Origin of the sequence: Shewanella sp. GD04112, from assembly GCF_029835735.1 — a bacterium.
GTDB lineage: Bacteria > Pseudomonadota > Gammaproteobacteria > Enterobacterales > Shewanellaceae > Shewanella.
In genome coordinates this window covers 738,485-761,962 of record NZ_JAOEAL010000001.1, presented here as the reverse complement: position 1 = coordinate 761,962, position 23,478 = coordinate 738,485, and the positions used below count along the sequence as shown (strand labels likewise).

Genomic DNA, 23,478 nt, shown 5'->3' with positions numbered 1-23,478 from the left:
CCAATCCTCAGCCCCGCTTTATCCCAATCAATAAACCTAAGCTTGAAAGGCCAAGCTTAAATAGCTATCGCAAACTTTAAGCGTATCAATTGGAATGGAGCAGTTACTCACGACTAAGTACTCTCCACAGCGTTAATTCAGCTGTTAGCTAAGGTGGTAGCTAAGGTATTAGCCAAATACCGCGTAAAAAAAGAGTGAGGTGTTAACCTCACTCTTGGATAACTGCATGCGCTAGATTAACTGCATACACTTGGTTAAATAGCACTATGCTCTAGGCTGCTTTCCGCTTTTAAGCTGTTTATCGAGGAAATCCGCCAGCGAGCGATATAAGTGATTACGCACTTTCTCACCGCGCATCGAATGCTTTGAACCAGGATAATCAATCATCTGGAACAGTTTGCCTTCGTCCTGCAGCGCCTTATACACGCGAGTGCTGTTTTCAAACAACACGTTATCGTCGGCCATGCCGTGGTACATCAACAGCCCCGACTGGTAGTTTTTCACATAGGGGAACACGCTACTGGCTTCGTAACCCTGTTCATTATTCGCGGGATGGGCGAGATAACGCTCGGTGTAGTGAGTGTCGTACAAGCGCCAATCAGTGACGGGCGCGCCCGAAATCGCCGCCTTAAAGTAATCCGGCGCCTTAAATAAACTCATCAAGGCCATATAACCGCCGTAGCTGTGGCCATAAATCGCCACATTGTTGCTATCGACAAAGGGCAAGCTGCGCAGATAATCGACGCCAACCTTTTGGTCATTCACTTCCGCTTCGCCCAAGTGACGGTAAATTACCTGTTCGAACTGGGTGCCTCTGTGGGCGCTGCCACGGTTATCCAGTTGAAATACCACATAACCTTGTTGCACTAAGTATTGGGTAAAATAATCCTGCTCACTCCAGCTATTGGTAACCAATTGCGCATGTGGGCCGCCATAAACGCGCACCACCACGGGGTACTTTTTATTCGCATCGAAGGGCACGGGTTTAAAGAGGCGCGTTTGCAAGACTTGTCCGTCTTCCGCCTTGAGTTCTTTAAACTCTGGCAATTGCCACAGGCCAGCATAGTCATACAGAGGATGGCCCGCTTTGACTTGGTTCTGCTCTACCCACGCCAAATGTTGGCCCTTATCGCCGTGCAAACTGATCTGTGGTGGCTGAGATAAGCTATTGAAATAATCCAGATACACGCTTTGACTATCGGCAAATACCGGATTGTGCATCCCCGCCTCGCTGCTCACACGCTCAACCTTGCCGCCCGCTAACGGCACACGGTAGAGGTGTTTTTCGATAGGGGTATCTTTGCGGCCAGTGAAATACACCCAACCTGCGGTTTCATCAATATATTCCAGCTCATCGACCGCCCAATTGCCCTTGGTCAGTTGCGTCTTCAGCTTACCTTTTAGGTCAAACAAATACAGATGATTAAAGCCGTCACGCTCCGAGGCCCAAATAAAGGCCGATTGTTGCTTTAAGAAGTGCAGGTCATTGTTAAGATTCACCCAAGCATCGCTACGCTCTTTGACTAAGGTTTTCGGCTTGGTCAGCGATTCTAGCGCCACCAGTTGCAGATCTAATTTGTGTTGATCGCGGCTCTGCCACTGGAAGGATAAATGCTTGCTATCCGGCAACCAATCCACGCGAGGCAGGTAAATATCCTTATTTTGATCATCACTTAAGGTCACCCAATTGATGGCTTTATTGCTCAACGTCACAACGCCCAGTTGGATCTCGACATTGTTTTTACCCGCCGCTGGATAACGTTGCTCGGTAAGCTTAATGCCATCGGCGTAGATTTCATTGCGGGTGACCAACTCCACGCCAGACTCATCGATGCGGGTAAAGGCGATGGCCGACTCATCGGGCGCCCACCAGTAACCCGTCATGCGATCCATTTCTTCCTGGGCGACAAATTCCGCCATGGCATTTTTAATTGCGCCGCCACCGTCTGTGGTCATGGCCTCAAGCTTTTTAGTTGCTAAATTGAGCACATACAGATTTTGGTCCCGCACGAAAGATACAAAGTTGCCCTTGGGCGATAGACGCGCATCGGTGGCAAAGCCCTCGCCTATCGGCAGTTGGCTGACGCTGTTATCTGCTAAGGAGAAGTAATACAGATTACCCGAGGCAGGGATCAACAGCGCCTTGCTATCGTCGGCCCAGAAATATTCCATAATGCCTTCGCCATAAATACGTTGGCGCTCGCGGCGGGCCTTTTCTTCATCGGATAACTCATTGCTCGCCAGCTTATCGGCGTTCAGCAACAGGCTAGATTTGCCTGTCTTCACATCCATCTGCCAGAGATCGTAAAAGTTTTGGTTGTCTTTACGTCCCGCAAGGTAGGTCACCCTTTGACCATCGGGGGATAATTTTAATCCACGGGGACTGGTGCCCGCCAAGGCAGGCGAAGCATTCATGCGCTCGATAGTCAGCGGCGTTGTGCCGCCCTCAAGTGCATAGGCGGGGGTTAATATCGCGCTAGAAACCATGGCCAGTTGACTCGCTATCAGTAGGGATGAGGCGCCCAATGTCACCGAGCGCAGGGAAGAAGCTAACCCATTTTTAGTCATTATTATTCCTTGGAAGCATACTCGCCTTAAAGTGGCGATCAAAAACTGCCGTCATTGTGCCAAGGCAAAGCCTAAATAAAAAGCGCAGGCAATATACAGATACAAATTAGCTGGCGAACCCCTGCGGTTAGCTCAATTTTCAAGATAACCCACTCAGCCTGACACAAAGGGATAACCCTCTTGGCTTAAATTGATTAAAACCCACAGCAACATCGCTGAAATTGTCGACTAACTGAGTTATTATTCGCGGCAAATAATGAAATTGACCTCAATGTTGAACCCCTAAAGGACCTAACATGCAGACTCTTGCCCAGCACTTAACCTCAAAGGCAGTGAACGAATCCCTCTCGCAACTGATTTTGACCTTAGCCGACACCTCCAAAGCCATCAGTCATGCCGTGCGCCACGGTGCCTTAGCTGGTGTGTTAGGCGCGACCGAACAGGAAAACGTGCAAGGTGAAACCCAGAAAAAACTGGATATCATCACCAACGATATGCTCAAAGATGCATTAAAAGCCGACGGAACAGTGCGCGGCTTAGCCTCAGAGGAAGAAGATCATGTGGTTGAAGTCAGCGCCAATGGTCAATATTTGGTGTGTTTCGACCCTCTAGATGGTTCATCGAATATCGATATCAACTCACTGGTCGGCACGATTTTCTCTGTTTTACCCGCACCACAGGGTGAGTTAACTGAAACAAGCTTTTTGCAATCGGGTCGCAATCAGTTAGCCGCAGGTTATGTGCTCTACGGTCCATCAACCATGCTCGCCCTCACCACAGGCCAAGGCGTGCAACTCTTTACCCTGCACCCAGAAACCAACGAATTTTTACTGACCAACGCGGCCATGAGCATCAGCCCTGACACCCAAGAGTTCGCCATCAACATGTCGAACCAACGTTTTTGGGAAGCGCCAATGCAGACCTACATCGCCGATTTACTGCTAGGCAAAATTGGCCCGCGCGAAAAATCCTTCAACATGCGCTGGATTGCCGCCATGGTGGGCGACGTGCACCGCGTACTTTCTCGCGGCGGTATCTTTACTTACCCAACCGACAATAAAGATCCGAAAAAGCCATACAAGCTGCGTTTAATGTACGAAGCCAACCCAATGGCTTTATTAGTCGAGCAAGCCGGCGGTAAAGCCTCTACGGGTTATGAAACCATTCTGGATATTCAACCAACCCAAATTCACCAACGCGTAGCGGTTATCCTCGGTAGCGCCAATGAAGTGGACGCTTGCCTAAGCTACCATGGTATCGATTACAGCGAAGAACCAACTCTGGATTAAGCCTAATCGCTTAAGCTTTGATTTTTTATGAAAAAAGCCACTTACCACAGTGGCTTTTTTATTGTCGCGTAATGCGACATTCATTTTAAAATGCGGCCTAACGGCCGAGGTGAATCAAAGTCGTGGGTCTTCAACCCTCTGCCTGATATTCGTGCTGTTTAGCACAATGCTATATTTATTGCGGCCTGACGGCCGAGATAAATCAAGATCGTGGGGCTTCACCCCACACCCGACCAAGGAGGACTGCTCGTCCTATCCTCCTTGGATTCTCCAAGACGCCCCTAGCGAAGTTACATACGTTAGTTAGTGGCTTCGTGCTTATTCGAAAATCGCTAACGCTTCCGATGGTACATCCTGTACCCCGAAAGCTAACTCGGCATCCATGCCTCGCTCACGTGATTTTCTTCAACGCCCTTCAGCAACTTCGCAGGGGAAGGTGAACATCTGTAGCAAAGGTGCTGGCTATTTATCCCAAAAGTTATGTCTGTCCCATCTTTGCTATTCAGACTGAGTGTCTACTTTTTCAAATTAAGGAATAAAATTTATACTGGTCTGTTTTTATTTATATTTTTGGCAGACTCGTAATTTAGTTAATCAACGAACTTTGATCCTCCCCTATGAACCCTATCAATCAAGAAATGCATACCTAATGCAGTTGTCGTCAGTATGTTACAAATAAACACCATATATACTGCAACAAAAATGTATTTGGTTAACTCATGAAATTCAGCAGCTATTTGGAGGATACTTTTCCCTGCTAATTGTACAAAACCACCTGCGAAATACATAAAAATGCTCATAAATGCAAGATACCCAAAAAGATATGTCAGAAAGTTTCTTCTGGTTAATGGTTTTCCGTAAAGTGTTGGAGGCTGTCCCGACATAGGATCATCCATCCCTGCTTTATTAAACGTTGCGACAGCAGCCATAGAAGCAATATAAAATCCTGACAATATTTGCAAAATTCCGTTTACAACAGATATCAAGCTGTCTTTACCGACAAAAACCACAGGAACAGGAAGATAGTACAATACTGCACAAATGATTATTGATAAGATTAATGGTAAATAATAATCAAACCAACGCTTCTCTGGATGATAGATTTTTATGTAACAAAGTGGTTTAAGAAGTTTGTCAAACATCTACTTGTACCATTTCTTCAAGCTTGGCTACTATTTTTTGATGAAGTTTAGTATGGATATCTTCTTGGCATTGCGCAATTGGATCATTGAGCGATACTAATGAACTTTTAGCAAACATTTTTTCAGCAATATCTCTTTCTCTCACACCTACTTCAAGTGTTCGATGACGTCTGTTATCACCAACATATTTAATCTGTAATCTTGTATATTCGCGTTTATTGACCCAACCTTTGGCTTCTTCAATCATTTTTAGAGCCTTCTCGCCTCGAGTTTTAAGAGCTACTAATGTAATTCTTTCGTCTTTTACAGTGAACTCACTATCCTCATCCATTTTATTATCAACAGCGTCTCTAAACGCAACAAAACCACGGATAGTACCTTTATTAAGAAGGGTACTAAGTTTTTCGTTCCCATTGAATTCTAAGGAAATCATTGGGCGACATTTTAAATCTTTTTGCTCTCCATCTCGTCTATACGTAGATTGTGCGCAGATAGACAACATATGCGTCAAGCCATTCGCAATAACTTGCCTAGTAATACCCGGTACTTCCTCAAGAATTGCATGATGAAAAATTTTTAAAGCTTTATTATGGGGTTCTCTTCTAATAACTAGATGTGCTGATACAGAAATTCCCTCTCCTTCCTTCTTCTCTGCTGTTCGAGTTTTTCCAGTGATTATTTCAGTAAATGTTGGATCAGTCGCTTTTTTATCAGCATACTGGAACAACATAGTTACTGCATACTCCTCAACTTTTAACTTATGTAGTCGTAGTGAAACGTCACCATTTTTTATCTCATACAGAGCTTGGTTTTTTGCAACCATATTCTTGAGGTTAGGTAAAATCCTTTCAAAATTGAAATCTGGTGCATCATCAGGATGTTTTCTAACGCCAAAGTTACATTCAAGAAGATACCTTTCATATTGTTGTAGAATCATTTCAAATAGTTATATCAAGTTATTGTTCATAATTTTATATCATAATTTTATTTCAATACCCATTGTTTAATTTTAGAAAGATAGTGTTTTAGTACTGTTTTAAAATATGAAAAAACAACTCTAGGACTACAGAAGTTCACTCTCCCCTCGGAGTTGCCGCAGGGCGAATAGACAAATTGCGTGAGTCTCGCCATGGATGGCGAGCTAGCTTTCGCAGGTGCAGGGACGCATCCTTCGGAAGCGATAGCAAATTTGTCGATGAGCACAAGGGGCTTTCAACGCCGTTGGGGGCGGCAAGGGAGATCCAAGAGGGAATTGCTGTTGATCCCCTCTTGGTCGGGTGTGGGGTGAAGCCCCACGACTTTGATTCACCTCGGCCGTTAGGCCGCAATCACTAAACTTCTACATAAGGTATGGGTTAAAGCCCCACGACTTTAATCTACCTCGGCCGAAGGCCGTATTGCTTTTCTACACGTCAGTGGAAACTGAAACACCCAACTAACTGGCAACACAAAGATTTTGCTGAATCTTCCAACGACGTTCCATGAGTGGAATCGAAAACCCATAACATACCACCACAATCAAAGGTTGAAGCTGAAAACTCAACTCAGGCCACAACATAAAGGCAGCCACGCAAGCCACAGTGCGCACAATGGAATGCACAATCGCCACCTTTTGCGCCGCTAACACGCCGAAAACCAACCACATTAATCCTGTTTGCACCGCAAGGGCGAAGGGCAAGGCTAAATAGTTTTCCATAAAAAAGGGAATACTGATGCTAAAGGTTAAAAAGCTCATCCCCACCGCAGCCAAAAACACAGTCTCAAACCAATTACGATCAGTGCTTTTCTTGAAGGAGATATTCTCGCCCGTTAGACGCGAGACTCCCATAGCAAGATAGACAATAGAACCCGTGCCGATAAATGTTGCCATCACCATTTGCGATGCTGGCAGAATAAAACTCAAGATAAACAATAGTCCCCAGACCATCATGCCAGATAAGGGCATAGCTAAAGCACGTTTTTGGTGGTATTCGATAAGTTGTTGATCCAGTGATTGATGTTGCATGATTAAGCCTCCTTGTTGGTATGGCTTAAGTATCCCTGCATCCGCTAAATCACGGCAGTGTGAGTTGTCAGCAATTACGGATGACAAATGTCATCAATGGCAAATTTCTTAGGAAAATGAGAAGGAAGAATGGCACAGGCATAGCTCTTTTGGGATTAACAGCCAACACCGAAGTTACAGAATACACCATCCCCTCGGAGTTGCCGCAGGGCATTTGCGTTCGTTGCGTGAGCGAGGCATCAAAAAACAGCACAAGCATAACTTTTCACTCAATGGTTACACCAAAACTGGCATTGTTGCACCGGTGACCTTCTAAAACAGGGATGTTTTAGTAGAGCTTACAGGGACGTATTTACAGCGAGTCACTGGTGTAACAGTGCGAAAGCCTGCGGCAGGCAATGAGTTAATGCTTTAGCCAGAAGCCGCAAGGGAGAAGATGGGATAGTTAACCCCACTAACCTAACTGACCTCGGCTGTAAGGCCGCAAAACCAAATCAGCTAAGCCCGAGCTGCATATACCTCACGCCTTTGCGATTGGCCGATAGCGCGGCGTTAACCCAGTATGTTATTGTTTTGGCTTCATAGATTCGATTATTAAGCTTTAACCACTAAGGATTTACTCCATATGGAAAAAATATTTGAAAGGCTAATGTACGCATCACGCTGGATTATGGCGCCCATCTACTTGGGGCTGAGTCTAGTGTTGTTGGGTTTAGGCATTAAATTCTTCCAAGAGATCTTCCATATTCTGCCGATTATTTTTGAGATGACCGAAGTGGATCTGGTGCTGGTCACCCTGTCCTTGATTGATATCACCCTAGTGGGCGGTCTGATTGTGATGGTGATGTTTTCTGGCTACGAGAATTTTGTCTCGCAGCTGGATGTCGGCGAAGACAGTGAGAAGCTCAGCTGGTTGGGTAAATTAGATTCTGGCTCACTGAAAAACAAAGTGGCTGCCTCCATTGTGGCGATTTCGTCAATTCACCTGCTGAAAATCTTTATGGATGTGAAAAATATCGATAACGACAAAATCATGTGGTATTTGCTTATCCATATCACCTTCGTGGTGTCGGCATTTGCCATGGGCTACTTGGATAAAATGACTCGTAAATAAACAGCGACATCGCCCCGTAAGCGACGTTGCTGTTTGAGAGTGAGTGCTAAGCGTCACTAAACCCGCCATAGCCAAACAATGCCGAGTGCCAAAGATTAAAACAAGCCACTGATAATAGTGGCTTTTTTATTTCCTGAACAAAAACTGTGCCTCGCACTTTGGTATTAATTTAGTCTGCATTGCATAAGTGCATGTTTGAATTGAAATTATTGCTTGAGATAATAGCCCGAGTCTTAACCTAAACGGCGTTTGATACCAAAGGCTAACCTTTTGAATCAAATTCAAGACCAATTAACCCAAAAGGGTTATTAAAATGCGTCAAGATTCTTTATAATCGCCAACATTTTGACAATGTAGCAACACAAATCATCACCTGTATTCGTCCGCACAATTAACAAGGTAGTAAAGTGAAAACACAGTTACTGGCCCTCATGCTCGTCAGTCATTTAGGCTACGCATATGCCAAGGAAGATTTAGCCACAAGCTTAGACACCGCAGAACCCGCCCCTAAAAGCCATAGCATCGACTTTATTGATAAAGGCCTCAAGCTGAGCTTGAGCTGCTCCGTTGGCGAACCCCAACCCATTTTAAACGTCACTATGGGTGAATCCTTTGCATTTGGTAGCGATCCAAGCGTGCTAATTATTCGCAGCGACAAGCAGCACAGTGTGAAATTTCGCGGCACCGCGACCTTGATGAACTTTACCAGTTTGCCAAAGGCTGACGACGATCTGTGGCAGGCGTTAGCTCAGCTACAAACTCAAGAACTAAGCCTTGAGGCCGTTTCGTTTCGCTCAAGCAAATACACTAGCTCAACCTTAGTGGCCGTGGGATTTAGTGAAGCGGTCAGCCAGCTAAAACAGAAGTGTAGCCAGTAAGGGCGTGTCTCGTCCTGATACAAAAAAGCCACTGTAATCAGTGGCTTTTTTAGTTGTGCGATTTAAGACTCGCTATCGACCAGCTCGACTTGATGGGTCTTTTCGGTTTGGTCGACTATGGTCAACACCGCCGTATCCCCCACTACGTTGCAGGAGGTCAGCACCATGTCGATGATACGGTCCAGTGCGGCCACAATCGCAAAGGCTTCAATCGGCAAACCCATTTGATGGATTAATACCCCAATCATCACCATGCCGCCACCGGGTACACCACCCGCGCCAACGGATAACAGGAAGATACTAAACAGCAGCGATGGCAATTGTTCGCTGGTGATTGGCATGCCGAAAGCATTGGCGACAAAGAAAATCGCAATCGTGATATAAATTGCCACGCCGCCCATATTCATGGTCGCCCCAAGCGGCACGCCAAAGCCTGCCACGGCGCGATTCACCCCAAGCTTTTCCGTTAGGGTGCGCATAGTCACTGGAATCGTGGCATTAGAGCTGGCGGTAGACAGGGAAAACAGCACTTGCTCTTGGGTTTTCTCGCGAAAGCTCTTGGCCGAAATCGGTGTGAAGACCCCCACCGCCAGCGGATAGACCACAAAAATCCACAGTAATAACAGCGCCAGAATGATCACGACATATTCGAGCACACTCATAAATACTGCCGCATCTAAGGTGGCACCTAACTTAAACATCAGCGCAAACACGCCATAAGGCGCAAGGCTCATCACCACAGAAATCAGTTTCATCATGATTTTATTAGCGGTTTGAAAACCTTGTACCGCGCCAGCCACATGCTCGCCGAGGGATTTAATCACCCCGCCGAGCATCAGTGCCATAAAGATCACTTGCAGCATATTGCCCGACATAAAAGCCGCTACTGGGTTGCGCGGCACTATATCAATCAGCAGCGCCATTAAGCTGGGGAGTTCGGTCGCGGTAATCGCCACACCATCGGTGCTGCTCATATCGACGCCTTTACCAGGGTCGAGCAATAGCACCACTAACAGGGCGGTTGAGATAGCGACCACGGTATTAACGATGTAAAAGCCGAAGGTTTTGCCGCCAAGGCGCCCAAAGCTTTTTAAGTCCTGCAGCTCACACACGCCGCAAACGATACTGACAAACACCAGAGGCACGACCAACATCATGATCATATTGACGAACATAGTGCCGACGCCGCCAGCCAGTTCGACTAAATTGCCAGAAAAGAAGCCAATATCGTTTAGAAAATATTGCACTAAGGTGCCAAGAATAAGTCCCGCAAACAGACCGATAAAGATCCGTGTCGAAAGTGATTTAATCATGCTTATGGTTTCCCCAAATAGCTCATCTTTTATTCTTCATCTTCCTTGATGAGCAAAATCGCCATTCCCTTTTCGGTTCAGGCGGGGATAGTGAAACATGCTGGCAGTAAATTCAATGAATAAATTTACTTATTTCATTTTCAATTAAGCCAAACCCATCACAAAAATTTTGTATTCATATGATTTTTATTGAAAATAAAATTATCGATTAATAATTACGCTATTAAGATGCAAGTTAAAAAATCAAAATTTAAACAGTATTTAAACCAAATAAATACAATTAATCGATTCAGCTTGAATTATGCTAGATTTAAAAACCAAATAAGCATTTTAATTAGAGTTAAAAACTACTTAATAAGGCATTTATAGAGAGATGATAAAGAATAACGACTAACAATATGCCAGTAGCACTAGCTCAAGCCGATGCGCTAGCAGGTGCTGCTGTTTAATGCTAATGCGTTGCTGAATTAACCAAAGGCTTAATTGCTGCCAATTTTTTAAGTCGGCTGACTGTAAGTATTTAGCCTGAGGCGCTTGCTTGGCAAAGTCATCTGCGGAATTAATCTGTGGGATAGCGAGTAACTCGCTGGGCGCAAAAAGCGCTAACTGTGGCACGATACAATGGGTCATGCCCGTTAAGGTATGGGCAATTTGCAGCCCTGCGGGGTCGAGATCGGTAAAGGCAATGATCGGCATTTTACCCGCCATCGCCTGTAAAAACTGGCGCACACCAATGGGTGAATGGTGGCCGCTACCACGGTAGATAACCATCACATTAGTAAAATCATCAGGTAAATGCGCTTGATGGATAACATCAAATATATCTAGGTTTTCAACCACTAAGATGGCTACGACATTGAGTTCATGGCAATGCTTTTGTGCTTCATCCAAAGGAATACGCAGCGATGTGCGTGTTGAGATCCCAATTGGTGAAGATCCGAAACCTAGATACTTTATCAAAACATAATCGGCTTCGGGGCGGATCTTAGCGAGTTTCTCATTATGACTTTTGGCTGACATCGCCATGCGATCGACGTTTAAATCATCATAGAACAAATCAAGCCCAGAACAATCTTTCACCAATTGGCGAAGTTCGGCTAAATCCTGTGAAGTCAAAAGTAGATGCTTTTCGGACTCATCAAGTTGTCCTATCTCTAATTCACGGTAAATAGCTTTCCAGTTAGGTGTGAATTTAATCTTTGAAGAACGCTTTTTTACAGCGTTCTTCAATAACCGAAATTGTTGCGGCGTTAAGCTAACCATAATTCCACATCGCGGATAATAAAGTTACCGCTGTAGATGGGGTGAGGTTCGCCTAATGGCTCTAACTCGAAGTAAGCCTTATGCTCATCGGGTAAACCTTCGTAGCCGCCAATCACTTGATAAATCCAGCTTTCGGCATCCCACGGCAGGGCTTTTTCGGCTAAGTAATCGAGCGCCGACTGGCGTAAGCCCGACTCAATCACGTCGACAAAGTAAGTGTCAACCGCTTGCTTGAGTGGATTATCAGGAATATCAAAGTCTTCATTCTGCGTCAGCGGCACGGCCACATCCTGCTCGCGCACCGTTTCGACTATACCCTGACGACTAATCGCCTTGATATGGGCGACAATGTTCATCAGTTCAAACTCTTGGCTGGCGTTATGCACATCCACAGACGCTGGGGCCAATAGCACTTCGGCGCGATTGAATAGACTCGGGATTTCCTTGTGGGACACATGGTCCGCAGGGCGATAATCAGGATGCAAATCTGTGTATAGCAACCAGCCCTTAAGCAAGCGGGTACGACCGCGAATTTGCCTAAAGCGGCCGAGAAGTTCCAGCAACCTGCCCTGCACCACACTAAGTTCCTGGGCGCAATCGCTCATGGTCTCCTGCAAGGTGGTTACCAGCAACTTACGCAGCTCACGGATATCACCGGCGATTTCACCTAATTCGCTAAACTGGAACATCTCCAAACCATTGAGTAATTCAGACACTTGGCTCTGGGCGAGTTCGTTTTCACGGATCTTAGCGTTAATGGTACCGACATAACCGAACTCGTTGTTGATCCGCCCCCACAACACGCGGATGGAGTAGCGTAAACTGTCGGCAAAGCTATACACATGCTCACTTAAATCAGACAGGTACGCCTCGGCGGCGCTGTAATCTGAGCTGTGGCGCGCCTCTTTATAGTGGTCGGCCAAGGTCTTAATGGTGGCGAGCGCCGAGCCGACGTTAGAGTCGATTTGGCGATTGCGCTCATCACTTAAGCCCTCTTCGAGCAAGGCACGCACCGAGCGTTTAAGGCGCAGCTCTTGATCTGGCTCTGGGCGCCATAAAATCCCTGCCTGCTTGAGTTTTTCAACCACGGCGGGATCATGGCTCTCTTCCTTGAGCGAGCCTGCCAGATAGGCATCCATAATGATGTCTGCATGGCGACCTAACTGCTTGAGTAGCTTCACCCCAGCCTGATGTAAGTTACTGCTCATCGCGGCCTCCTTGGTTGATGCAATGCGTTATCGTCCAAGGCATCATAGTAAATCCCGCTGCGTCGCCGTTTCCGCCTGCGCTTCTAGGCTTAGGCCTTCGGTCTCGTCGATAAAACGGATCACTTCGTACAGGTAATCCAACTTGCCGGTGGCGATATAAATTTGTTTTTCAACGTTAGGGCGCACTAGATAGCCAAGCTCCACTAAGCGCTTGAACACTAACTTAATTTGCGCATCGCTATTGGTACTGGTTGAACCGAATAAGCGGTATTGGCTGAGTTTGGCCAACTGCTCACGAAACGCTGGGGTATCTTCAATTCGGCTTTGCAGCTCGGTTAACCGTACTGGCGCGCCTTCGCTTAAGGGGGCATCTTGGCCGCTGGCTTCCTGCACTAATACCAACCACTCCACCATAGGGATAAGTGCCTGACAAATATCCTTAAACTGTGATGAAATCACCTTGCGTTCGCTTTCGCCTAACTGCAAATAACCGCAGAAAAACACATCGCCCTCGGCGGCCGAAGCCACGGTGCGATTGATTTGATTGAGATACGCTTCAACCCGCTCGCGGGTACTGTTATTTTTTAATGCGCGCCAGCCATCTTCATTAGTGGTACGGCAAATAAACTCACCTTTTAGCAAGAGTTCGATAATGGCGCCCGTGCCGACTAATACGGTTTGGTTTGACTCATTCATGGCAGCACTCATTAGATGGCCTCCTTGCTCAGGCGTTTACTCAACATATCGGCAATCGGATTGGCTTTGGGCTTCACCACCTGCAACTTCTTGGTTTGTTTATTAATAATGTAACGGTTCTCGAACAGGTTCAGCACTTCTGACTCTGGGTTCGGGAAGGCGCCTAACACACTGATATTGTTGTTACCACAGGCATCAAAAATCTTCTTCACGTTGGTGTGGTGCAGCGTGCCCAGCTCGTCGATCGGCCAGTGAATGGTCACATCGGCACGGCCACGTAACAAGCGCGTGAATGCCAACAGGAACTTACACAAGATCAGATAAGCCATACCGTGGCTCGAGGATTCGTTCAGCTGTCTGTCGGTGCGGATAATCAGGTCGCTATTGCCTTCTTTGAGGCGCAGCTCGATTTCCAGCAACTTAGCAATGCCGCCGGTTAAGGCCGCGCGACCAATAATGTCTAAGGCGCGGCGCATGCTGTTGGTGTATTCCTCATCGGGCAGACCATTAAAGCCGTCGGCCTTCCACTGTTTAAAGGCTTTAACGAACTGTTCAAGCTCGGGCCAAAACTCTAATTCACTGATCTTAGAGCGAATACGGACCGCAGACTCGGATACGCCATCGAGGAATAACTCCTCGCCCACTTCGCGGGTAATGCGCGCACTCTGGGAGGCGATGCGACGGTCGATATCGGCAAGTACATCATAGAAGGCGGTTAAGTCGACCCCGAAGATCCGCCCCTGTTCGCGCAGCGCCATAATGGATTGCGGCACAATCACATTGAGTAACTGTTCTAGCTGCGGCACTAGCTTACGGTAATCCAGCAGGCGAATACCTTTGTCGTTGATAAAGCTCGACTCTTCGCGGGCACGCTCCCAAGTCTCGGCTAAACCTGAGCCTGACTTGCTGGCAATTACAGAGTCGAAATGCTCCACATATTGCTTAACCGAGCCCATCAAATAATCGCGTTTTAGCAGTAAATCTTCGCCCTGACGCAAACGCTCACCTAGGCTACCCTGAGCTTCTTCATTGTTGGCGGGCAGTTTCAGCTCGGCCAGCTTACGCATCACGGCGCGCAGTTTGGTTAAGTTTTCAGAGGCTTCAATCTGCGCCGCATCCGAGGCCTTACGGTCGGTCTCGAGTTGTTGACGGCGGGTCTTCACTTCTTGAGTCTTGGCTTTAAGCTGCTGATCGATTTCCGAGGCGGCACGTTTCACATCGCTCAATTGGGTCTGCAACTTAGGCTTACGCAGCAACCAAGTGTGTTGATACCAATCGTCGAAGCGCAATACTTCGCTGCGACGCTGCTCGGCACGGCTGATTTTGGTTTCAAGCTCACGGATTTGTTGCTTGAGTTTAAGGATATTGTCCTCATCCACACCGCGGGATTTAAGCTCGTTTTTGTACCAGGTTTCGCAGGCTTTCTGCTCGGCCTTAGCGCTTTCGCGGCGAGCGTCGATGGTGGCCTTGATTTGTCCCAGTTGATTGTCGAGCGCGCCAATCACTTCCTGCCAGTAGGCTTGTTTTTCCATCCGCGCTTCGAGCGCCTGCTCTTTTTGCTCTTCGAGCCAGAGCTGGTGTTGATGCTTAAGCTGCTTTAGCTCGCCATCGAGTTGAGTTAAGCGCTGCTGGGCAAAGGCTTTACGTTCGGCCAGCGCCTTGTTGATCTTGTCCTGCTCACTGCGTTTTTCATCGAACAGACGACGTAAATCATCACGGCTATTCTTGTAAGCCGTGCGGGCAAAGGTGAGTTCACGGCTGAGTTTATCCAGCTCGCCATTAATCGCCACCAGCTGTGATTCGGCCTCGGCCTGTAATTCCTGCGCGCCTTGCAGCGCTTCTTCGGCCTTGCTTAAACGAATACGCAGCTCCTGCTCGGAGGCGGCATATTCAGGCACATCAATGGCTTTAAGATCCAAATGCACCCCAAACAGGGTGTCGCTCGTCCCCGTCACGCTCGGATGCAAATCGGTGCGATGCAGCAACTCGGGCGCAATCACTTTACCCAGACTCTGCTCCCAACCTTGGGCTTCCTTACGTAGGAATTCGAGCAAGGTATGGGACTGAGGGAACAGCATATGGTGCAGTTCATCGAGCGATGTTTGGCGCTCGTTTACGCGCAGGCTGGCGATACGCAACGCTTCATTGGCTTGGTCGCGTTTGGCGCGCAGCTTACGCTCTTCACTACTTAAACGTTCCACCTTAGCGTTGCAGCTTTCTTGCTCTTCGTCGGCGCGGTGAATCCGCTCGTCGAAAATCGCAAGGCTTAACTTTTCTTCCTCGGTGTAGGTCACGCCATCGACACGTAATTTAAGCTCGGCAGCATTGAGTTTGAATTGATATTCCTGCTCGCTAAAGCTCGCCTTGCCCGCATCCATTTGGCTGCGCCATTGGGCTTCGAGGGCATCGAGATCGGCTCTTGCCACTTCACGCTGTTTGTCGCGCGCTTCGCGTTGTTTGTCCTGATCCGCGTGTAAGCCTTCCAGCTCGCGGTTTAACTGCTCGCCAATTTTGCTGCGGCGGGCATTGTAAGCCGCTTCAATATCTTGGTGTTTTTCGGTTTGTAACTTATGGCGTTCGCTTAGGTTTTCCATGTCCGCACGCCAGTTTGGCAGCATGTCCAAGTCGGCCTTGGCTTGCTCGATATTGGCATCTAAAAAGGCGCCGTGCTGATCTTCAATCGCATCTAGCTCGTACTCGCACTTAGCCACGTCGCCCTTGGCGGCGGATAGGTCGAGGTTAAGCTCGTCACGCACTTCTTTCCATTCGTCGTCCAACATCCGAAGCTTTAAATTCAGCTCCTTAGATAGGGTTTGTTGGATCTCTAAACGATCGGCCTCTAGGCTTTCATCGTTGCGATAACCACGGGAGAGGCTCGAGAGACGCATCTCGGCGCTGAGCAATTGGTTAAATTCCTGCTCGAGCTTTTCAAACTCGGGGCGGATCACTTCAAAGCCTTGGATTAATTGACTCTCGCGGATCCATGCCTCGACGCGTTGCGGATTGAGGCGTGAGCTAGGTGGATTCACCCCGTCTTCTTCCAAAATGGCGGCGATCATGGATTTGACCGTTTCCATTTTGCCTTCTTTGGAGTGTACCGCCTTGGCGAGTTTTTCGATGTGGCGCAGTGAATGCTCACCTTCACACAGGGCGAATTGGTGCGCATAGGCTCGCAGTTCGCTGCGGTTGCTGCCCGTGCTTAATAAAGTGCGATCGTTTTGAATAATCGCGCGGTATTCTCGGGTGTTAAGCAAGTTAGTGGTGGCTACGCCTTGGCGTTTTAATTCACGGCCGAGTTCTGCCATGGTGTGGCATAAAATGGTGTCACCATTTTGGGTTTTAATGTAATCGCTTAACTCGAAACCTTTGCCGATAAAGCGGTAGTTCACCCCTTTACCATCGCCCGCCGACGCCAGCACGGCTTGATAGAGCAAACCATCGGCCTTTTGATATTCGTAAATGATGTAGCTTGAATCGTGTGGCAAGTACCAACGCTCGAAACTGTCACGGGTTGAAGGCACCACGCGGCTAGGATATTCGCCATAAAATACAGGCACTAAACGTTGCAGAGTGGTTTTACCCGAGGCGTTAGTACCACAAATATTGGTATGGCCATTGAGGGCGAGTTCCACAACGCCCGGAAGGTGCGTATCAATCAGCACAATACGAATCAAGCTTGGCATTTCATTCCTTATCCAAACGGGGTCAAAGCTAACCCAGATAAATCGAGCCCAAATCGAGACCATGACTCAAGATTAAACGCCGAGGCGTAAAACCTAAGCTCAACACACCTAAGCTCAACAAAATAAAGGGGCGGTCAGTCTCAATGGACAAAAGCGTGTGACGGGTAATCATCCTTGCGAAATCATCTTTGCGAAAATTGCGAGGTAAAGTCCCATTTTGTGCCCCTAAAATAAGGCAAATAGGGGGCATAAGCAATCGAGCACCCGAGTCTTTCACCTTCGCGAAACAAGTCTGCTCAATGTTACCTCAATTCCCATCCATTTAACGGTTAACAAAACGTCAGTAGATCACAATTGGGTATAAAAGCTCAGGGGATAACGCTCGGTTTCTACGCTCTAAGCTCATAGGGACGGTTTAGCGGCCGTTAACATTTTCAGCAACTGTCAACTTGGGTAAAACAGTGAAAGACTCGGGACCAAAGCCGAACCAAAATCACATTTCATTCACTAATCACTGCAAGCGTTAACAATAAAACCCAGCTAAGTGAGTAGCCCAAATGACAAAAAGTATCCGCCCCCCTTCACCGTTTAATACAATGCTAAACACCACGATAGACAACGCACCGCGCCGCACCTTACTCAAAGCCATCGGCTGGACATTGGTCGCGAGCCCCTTGGTCGGCTTAGTCGGCTGCGGCTCGGAGTCCGAAGACAGTACCAACGACAGCAACAATAGCAACACGGATACCGGCTCAGGCACAGATGTAACAACCCCGAGCGATTGGGCCAGTGGTGGCACCGCCAGCATGACGGTCAACTTTCCCGATACCAGCCTCTTCACCGCCACTGGTGCCTGCGCCTTGGCATTAACCCAATCGGCGGTGGAAGGCCCTTGCTATTTCCAAGTCGATAATCGGGATGATATTTCGGACGCCGAATCGGGTTTGCCTATGCAGATTTGCTTTCAAGTGATTGATAAAAATTGCAATCCATTGAGCGGATTGGAGGTGGAAGTCTGGCATTGTAATGTTGCAGGCATTTACTCAGGCGACACCAGTGGCAGCGCGGATAAGAGCCGCTTTAACAGTGGCTACTGCACCGGAAATTCGAGCAAGGCGCTGCAATCCCAGTGGTTTAGGGGCACCCAAGTGACTGACAGCGAGGGGCGAGTTAACTTTAAATCCTGCTTTCCAGGCTGGTACTCGGGGCGCACTATCCATGTGCACTTTCGGATACGAAACAACAATAACGACCAGTTGGTCTCCCAACTGGGCTTTAGCGAGAGTTTGACGACCGAGATTTGCACCAGCCATCCCGAATATCTGACCCGTGGCCAGCAAGATACCAGCCTGAGTCGCGACAATATTTTTGGTAGCAATTACAGCGCGTTTCTATTTAATACCAGCCAAAATGACGATGGCTCATTACTGGCGTGGCGCACACTCCAGTTGAATTAATTGAGTTGAATGAACTAATTCGATATGCATGATTGAGCCCGATAGAAAAAGCGCATCTTTCGATGCGCTTTTTCCTGTTAAATCCTTGGTTACTTCAACCTAGTTGCAAAGGCTTGGCGGCAAGCAGAGGCTTCTCGCACCATTAATCAGAGTCCAAGGCCTTTAAATGTTCGGCGATACGACCATAGATTAAGATCATCTCGGCGAGCGACCCGACTTGCATGCCCCGCATGAGATTGGAGCGGTGGATCTCGACCGTGCGCATAGCGATGCACAGCGTATCGGCAATCTCCTGATTTTTATAGCCTTTGGCGATAAGGGAGAGGATTTCCCGCTCACGTGGCGTAAGCGCCAGATAGGTTTTTACATATTGATTATCTTGATAATGCGCCTTGGCATGTTCTAGCGCTTTAACGACCGCGTCGGCGAGCTTAGCGCCATCGGCGGGCTTTTGGAAAAAATCCACCGCCCCGAGTTTTAGCGCCTCCACTGCCATGGGCACATCGCCGTGTCCAGTAAGATAAATCACCGCCAGCGGACTATTATGCTGCACTAATTGCGCATGTAATTGCGGCCCACTGAGGCCCGGCATACGCACATCGACTAAGGCACAGCCCGGCTCGCTCAAGTCGATGGCGGCAAAAAACGCCTCGGCGCTATCAAAATCGTGGATATTTAGCCCATAGCTTTCGAGCATAAACCGCAGTGAGCGGCGCACCGACTCATCGTCATCAATCAAATACACGGGCAATTGTTGGCTCATGCTGGTGATCCCTCAAGCTTACGGGGTAAGGAAACCTGTGCCTGGCAGCCGCCACCTAGGGCGGTTTCTAGACTAAAGCGGCCACCATGACTCTCGGCAATATCTCGGCAGATCACCAGCCCCAGCCCTAACCCCTCAGACTTAGTCGAATAAAAGGCCTGCATCAGCAGATTGGCATCCTCGGTCAGCCCAGTGCCGTTGTCTGTGACCGTGAGCAGTATCTTACGCTCAAGATACCTAAGGTCGATATCGATAGTGGGCAGATAGGTTTTTGCCGCATCGACCTCGCTCTGCTGACGCTGCACACAGGCATCGGCGGCATTTTTCAATAGGTTGAGCAGTAACTGTTGCATGCCGACTTCGTCCAAAGGCAATGGATAGGCTTCGCCGCTGATATTAGTAGAAAGCAAGATCTGATGCTGCTCCAGCTCATAGGCGAGCAGCGGCGCAGTGTCGTTCACAAGCTGGTGCAAATATAAGGGTTGTTTGGAGACAGACCGTTTTTTCAATAAATTACGCAAACGGCTAATAATACTGTCGGCGCGGCTGACCTCTTGCTGAATCAAATTCAGCACGGATTGTAACTCTTCTGGACTCGTCCCACGCTGCAAACGCACCTCGGCGCCATGGCAGTAATGGCCAATCGCCGCCAGCGGTTGATTGAGCTCATGGGATAGACTCGCCCCTAACTCCCCAGCAATCGCGATGCGCTGGGCATGCTCCAACAGGGCACGGTTTTCACTGAGTTGCCTCTGGGTGTTAATCAACTCACGCCCACGGCGACTAAAACGATATTCGAGCCAGAAGTGGTACACATTAAGCAGCACTAAAATCGCCAACACTAGCCAAGCCCAATGTTGATGCAGTTTCACCCACTGCCACGCTCGCTGCCACCACGGGGTTTGCAAAGGATGCATATCGAGGTCTTTAAGCAGTTGATCGATCGCCAGTTGGCTCACGGCCGTAGTCCAACCCGCGGATTCAGCGGCTCTCGCGGCGGGACTGTCTTCGGGTAAGGCCAGCAGGGCTTGAGTCACCTGCTTGGCTAAGGATTGCGTCGCACGATTGGTCTTAGCCATCGACCAGTTGGGATAGAGTCGACTCGACACTTGGCAATGGAACCCAACGGGCGCCTGATTATCGAGTACCCGATAATCTTGCAGCTTAATCAAGCCTTCAGCCTGCATTTGCTCAAGCTGGCACACGGGCACAATCGCCGCATCGAAGCCTGGAGCTTTAACGCTGGGTACTTTACCGCTCAGTGCTTTACCGCTTGGTTCATCTGTATCACTAAGCTCATTTGTACCACCCTGCTGACCTGTAGCGCCGAGCTGATAAACCAGGTTATCGAGTGGAAAACCTAAGGGAACAATTTCCCCAACCAAATCTGGTAAATCTATGCCCTTTAGCTGCGCCTCGTAGACCATAGTGAGATAACCACCGAAGGCATTTTTGGAGACAATACCAAGGCGCTTGCCCTTAAGATCCTTTAAGGTCTGATAGGGGGAATCGGCCCTGACCACCAGCGCCGAACCCACCTGCATGGCCGCGCCATTGTTGATTGGGCTTCGTAGGGTTGCGAGCCAAGACAGGGAATATTGCCGCGCCAACATCACAGATTGTCCGGGGTTAGTGATCACAAAATCGAGGCCCTCGGTTTCGACCCCTTTGGCTAGCTCTTCGAGGCTTAAGGGATGCAACCTAAAGTAACTATTGGGAATTTGTGACTCAAGCCAGCCCATCAGCGGTTGCCAACGATTGATGGTGCCCTTATAGCCTCGAATGGCCAATACGCCCACATCGACTACTTGATAGTTAGCACCAGCTTCATCCATCAGCTCTCCCGCGGGCGCAACCGTTAATGCGCCTAACTCAGTTGCTTGAGCAGCCGATTCAGCCATAACTGAGAGACTCAGCAGGCTAAATAAGACGATGACGAATGTTAATCCCGTTCGCCAACTCTTGATTGATACGATGGTTGATACGACAACACTCAACACAGTGCCCATACTCCTTAGCCCTAGGATGAGATCCATTTTGTTGCTAAATCATAAACCCTAATTTTTGAGAGGTCATTCTAACTGATATTTGTTGCGCTAGATCAAGTCCCTATCGGATATGTGGAAAACCACTATAGAGATGCCACCCCGCCTTTTACAGAATGCGCCTAACGCTAAACCTTAAGTCTTTCGACCCGTTTTATCTGTAAGAGTGAAGGAAATTCCTATGGACAAGAGTAAACGTCAGTTTCTCGGAAAAATGGCCAGTGTGAGTGTCGGCGCCGCGCTCATTCCCGTCGTGCAAGTGCAAGCCCAACAGGCACAAACTGCAGCTACGGGCAAACGCTACGGCATGGTGATTGACCTGCGCCGCTGTGTCGGCTGTCAGGCCTGTACCGTGGCGTGTACCTTCGAAAACCTGCCGCCCCTGGGGCAATTTCGTACCACAGTGCAGCAATATGAAGTGTCGCAACAGGATGCAGCTACGCCCCCCGCATTTTTGATGTTGCCAAGACTGTGTAATCACTGCGAAAACCCGCCTTGCATCCCGATTTGCCCCACGGGTGCCACCTTCCAACGCCCAGATGGCATTGTGGTCGTCAACAACGAATGGTGCGTCGGCTGCGGATACTGTGTGCAGGCTTGCCCCTACGATGCCCGCTTTATCAACCACGAGACCAACACCGCCGATAAATGCACTTTCTGCGCCCACAGGCTCGAAGCAGGACTCTTACCCGCCTGTGTCGAAACCTGTGTCGGCGAAGCGAGGGTGATTGGCGATCTGAACGATCCTCACAGCCACATCAGCCAACTACTCAAAGCGAATCAAGCGGATATCAAGGTACTTAAGCCCGATGCCAATACGGCACCTAGAGTGTTTTACATCGGCATGAACAGCGCCTTCGAACACAGGATCAGCGGCCAAGCCCCCGTTCGCACCCTACTGACAGACACTGGCGAGGAGATCCACCATGGTCATTAAAGAAATCTTTACCCCAGATATCGCCATCACTTGGCTACCTTGGGCAGTGCAATACTTCTTTTTAATGGGTTTGGCCTACGCCAGTGTGTGGGTGGCGACCATTCATTTATTTAGCGCGAAACAAACCGACGCCAGATTGCTCAAGCTCTGCGCCTGTTTGATGCTCACAGCAGGTATAGTCGCGCCGATTGCGCTGCTTGCAGACCTTCACCAACCGCTGCGGGCATGGCATTTCTATGCCCAAATCAGGCCACATTCGTGGATGTGGTACGGCGCCTTTTTACTGCCGATATTTTCGGGCACGAGTCTAGTGTTTGCCTGGTTATTACTGCGCCAATACTTGCCAACCAAAGCCTCGGCACAAGGGGAATCGTCCCAAGATTTGGTGAGGCGTATTGCCCAACTTATCCGTCTAGGAGACTGGGATAGCGATAAATGGATCAAGCTAATCGCACTGCTTGCTAGCCTAAGCGCCTTCAGTATTGCGCTTTATACCGGAATGGAGACCATGGCGATCAAAGCGCGGCCGCTCTGGCATACCTATTGGTTACCACCATTGATGGCGACCAGTGCCCTACTCGCCGCCTGCGGCACACTCGCCCTGCTCAATCGCATTTTGCACGGTTATCAAGCCAGCACCCAAGACAGGTTACTGCAATGGGTTAGAGCAAGCTTTGGCCTCTTCGCCCTGTGCCTTATCGGCTGGGCCTTATTCGATAACGGCTCGGCGCACGAAGCGGCGCTGTTATTAGACACCAGCCCAAGCTGGCAACTGGCCGCCATTTGGGTATTGGTCACCCTCGCCCTGCTGGCATTGGTATTAGCAGTGCGCCGCCTCCCCTCGGTATTGATGTTAGTCGTCAGTCTAACAGCGGTACATCTGGCATGGGGATTTCGCTGGATTGTACTTATCCAAGCGCAAACCGACCCTAAATACGGCGCGGGCACCTATTTCTACCAACTGCCATGGGGGCCAGAGGGCCTATTGGGTATCGCTGGCACCTTCGGCCTCTGGCTCGCACTGATGGTGTTAGTGTCTGAATTTATTAGCTATCAACCCAGCTCAACTAAGTTGGCCTCTTGAGCCACAGCACCGTCCATATCAAGAGAAGTTACC

Annotated in this window: 17 protein-coding genes; 6 read left to right on the top strand and 11 right to left on the bottom strand. The window is 48.6% G+C overall.

Going from position 1 to position 23,478, the window contains the following annotated elements; all coding sequences use genetic code 11:
- Positions 1-264: 264 nt before the first annotated feature.
- On the bottom strand, positions 265-2,568 hold the full coding sequence (locus tag N7386_RS03340; RefSeq protein WP_279767052.1) for a S9 family peptidase: 2,304 nt from the start codon (positions 2,566-2,568) through the stop codon (positions 265-267).
- Positions 2,569-2,864: 296 nt separating this feature from the next.
- On the opposite strand from N7386_RS03340, the gene N7386_RS03335 reads away from it, so the two are divergent.
- Entirely contained in the window at positions 2,865-3,857 is a 993-nt protein-coding gene (locus tag N7386_RS03335) for a class 1 fructose-bisphosphatase (RefSeq protein ID WP_279767051.1), read from the top strand.
- A 590-nt stretch (positions 3,858-4,447) separates the two neighbouring features.
- On the opposite strand, the gene N7386_RS03330 is transcribed toward N7386_RS03335, so the two are convergent.
- The 3 genes from N7386_RS03330 to N7386_RS03320 form a co-directional block, all read right to left on the bottom strand.
- A complete protein-coding gene (locus N7386_RS03330; RefSeq protein WP_279767049.1) occupies positions 4,448-4,999 on the bottom strand; it encodes a hypothetical protein in 552 nt (183 codons plus the stop codon).
- Positions 4,992-5,936, bottom strand: coding sequence for a hypothetical protein (locus N7386_RS03325; protein ID WP_279767048.1), 945 nt, complete (start codon positions 5,934-5,936; stop codon positions 4,992-4,994). The genes N7386_RS03330 and N7386_RS03325 overlap by 8 nt, the downstream gene beginning before the upstream one ends.
- Positions 5,937-6,434: 498 nt before the next feature.
- Positions 6,435-7,004 carry a hypothetical protein gene (locus N7386_RS03320; protein WP_279767047.1) on the bottom strand — a complete coding sequence of 190 codons (570 nt, stop codon included), beginning with the start codon at positions 7,002-7,004 and terminating at the stop codon, positions 6,435-6,437.
- Positions 7,005-7,629: 625 nt separating this feature from the next.
- On the opposite strand from N7386_RS03320, the gene N7386_RS03315 reads away from it, so the two are divergent.
- The gene (locus N7386_RS03315; RefSeq protein ID WP_011621445.1) at positions 7,630-8,118 is read left to right on the top strand and encodes a TIGR00645 family protein; all 489 of its coding nucleotides are present in this window, start codon (positions 7,630-7,632) and stop codon (positions 8,116-8,118) included.
- Positions 8,119-8,525: 407 nt separating this feature from the next.
- Entirely contained in the window at positions 8,526-8,996 is a 471-nt protein-coding gene (locus N7386_RS03310; protein ID WP_011715825.1) for a hypothetical protein, read from the top strand.
- A gap of 62 nt (positions 8,997-9,058) precedes the next feature.
- On the opposite strand, the gene N7386_RS03305 is transcribed toward N7386_RS03310, so the two are convergent.
- From N7386_RS03305 to N7386_RS03285, 5 genes are all read right to left on the bottom strand, one after another.
- The gene (locus tag N7386_RS03305) at positions 9,059-10,309 is read right to left on the bottom strand and encodes a dicarboxylate/amino acid:cation symporter (RefSeq protein WP_279767045.1); all 1,251 of its coding nucleotides are present in this window, start codon (positions 10,307-10,309) and stop codon (positions 9,059-9,061) included.
- 390 nt (positions 10,310-10,699) lie between these two features.
- Positions 10,700-11,572, bottom strand: coding sequence for a hypothetical protein (locus tag N7386_RS03300; protein WP_279767044.1), 873 nt, complete (start codon positions 11,570-11,572; stop codon positions 10,700-10,702).
- Positions 11,560-12,780, bottom strand: coding sequence for a hypothetical protein (locus N7386_RS03295; protein ID WP_011715822.1), 1,221 nt, complete (start codon positions 12,778-12,780; stop codon positions 11,560-11,562). The genes N7386_RS03300 and N7386_RS03295 overlap by 13 nt, the downstream gene beginning before the upstream one ends.
- A 42-nt stretch (positions 12,781-12,822) precedes the next feature.
- Positions 12,823-13,476, bottom strand: coding sequence for a hypothetical protein (locus N7386_RS03290; RefSeq protein WP_037422308.1), 654 nt, complete (start codon positions 13,474-13,476; stop codon positions 12,823-12,825).
- A gap of 11 nt (positions 13,477-13,487) precedes the next feature.
- Complete coding sequence (locus N7386_RS03285) at positions 13,488-17,159, bottom strand: ATP-binding protein (RefSeq protein ID WP_089068498.1); 3,672 nt, start codon at positions 17,157-17,159, stop codon at positions 13,488-13,490.
- A 557-nt stretch (positions 17,160-17,716) separates the two neighbouring features.
- On the opposite strand from N7386_RS03285, the gene N7386_RS03280 reads away from it, so the two are divergent.
- Positions 17,717-18,616, top strand: a complete 900-nt coding sequence (locus tag N7386_RS03280; protein WP_279767043.1) for an intradiol ring-cleavage dioxygenase — start codon at positions 17,717-17,719, stop codon at positions 18,614-18,616.
- Between the two features lie 142 nt (positions 18,617-18,758).
- Here N7386_RS03280 and N7386_RS03275 read toward each other — a convergent pair whose 3' ends face one another.
- Positions 18,759-19,379: a response regulator gene (locus N7386_RS03275; protein WP_279767042.1), complete on the bottom strand. Its 621-nt coding sequence runs from the start codon at positions 19,377-19,379 to the stop codon at positions 18,759-18,761.
- Complete coding sequence (locus N7386_RS03270; RefSeq protein ID WP_279767041.1) at positions 19,376-21,388, bottom strand: PhnD/SsuA/transferrin family substrate-binding protein; 2,013 nt, start codon at positions 21,386-21,388, stop codon at positions 19,376-19,378. Before N7386_RS03270 ends, N7386_RS03275 begins: the two co-directional genes overlap by 4 nt.
- Before the next feature lie 217 nt (positions 21,389-21,605).
- On the opposite strand from N7386_RS03270, the gene dsrO reads away from it, so the two are divergent.
- Both dsrO and nrfD read left to right on the top strand, forming a co-directional pair.
- Complete coding sequence (gene dsrO, locus N7386_RS03265; protein WP_279767039.1) at positions 21,606-22,361, top strand: sulfate reduction electron transfer complex DsrMKJOP subunit DsrO; 756 nt, start codon at positions 21,606-21,608, stop codon at positions 22,359-22,361.
- A complete protein-coding gene (gene nrfD, locus N7386_RS03260; protein WP_279767038.1) occupies positions 22,351-23,445 on the top strand; it encodes an NrfD/PsrC family molybdoenzyme membrane anchor subunit in 1,095 nt (364 codons plus the stop codon). Before dsrO ends, nrfD begins: the two co-directional genes overlap by 11 nt.
- Positions 23,446-23,478 lie beyond the last annotated feature (33 nt).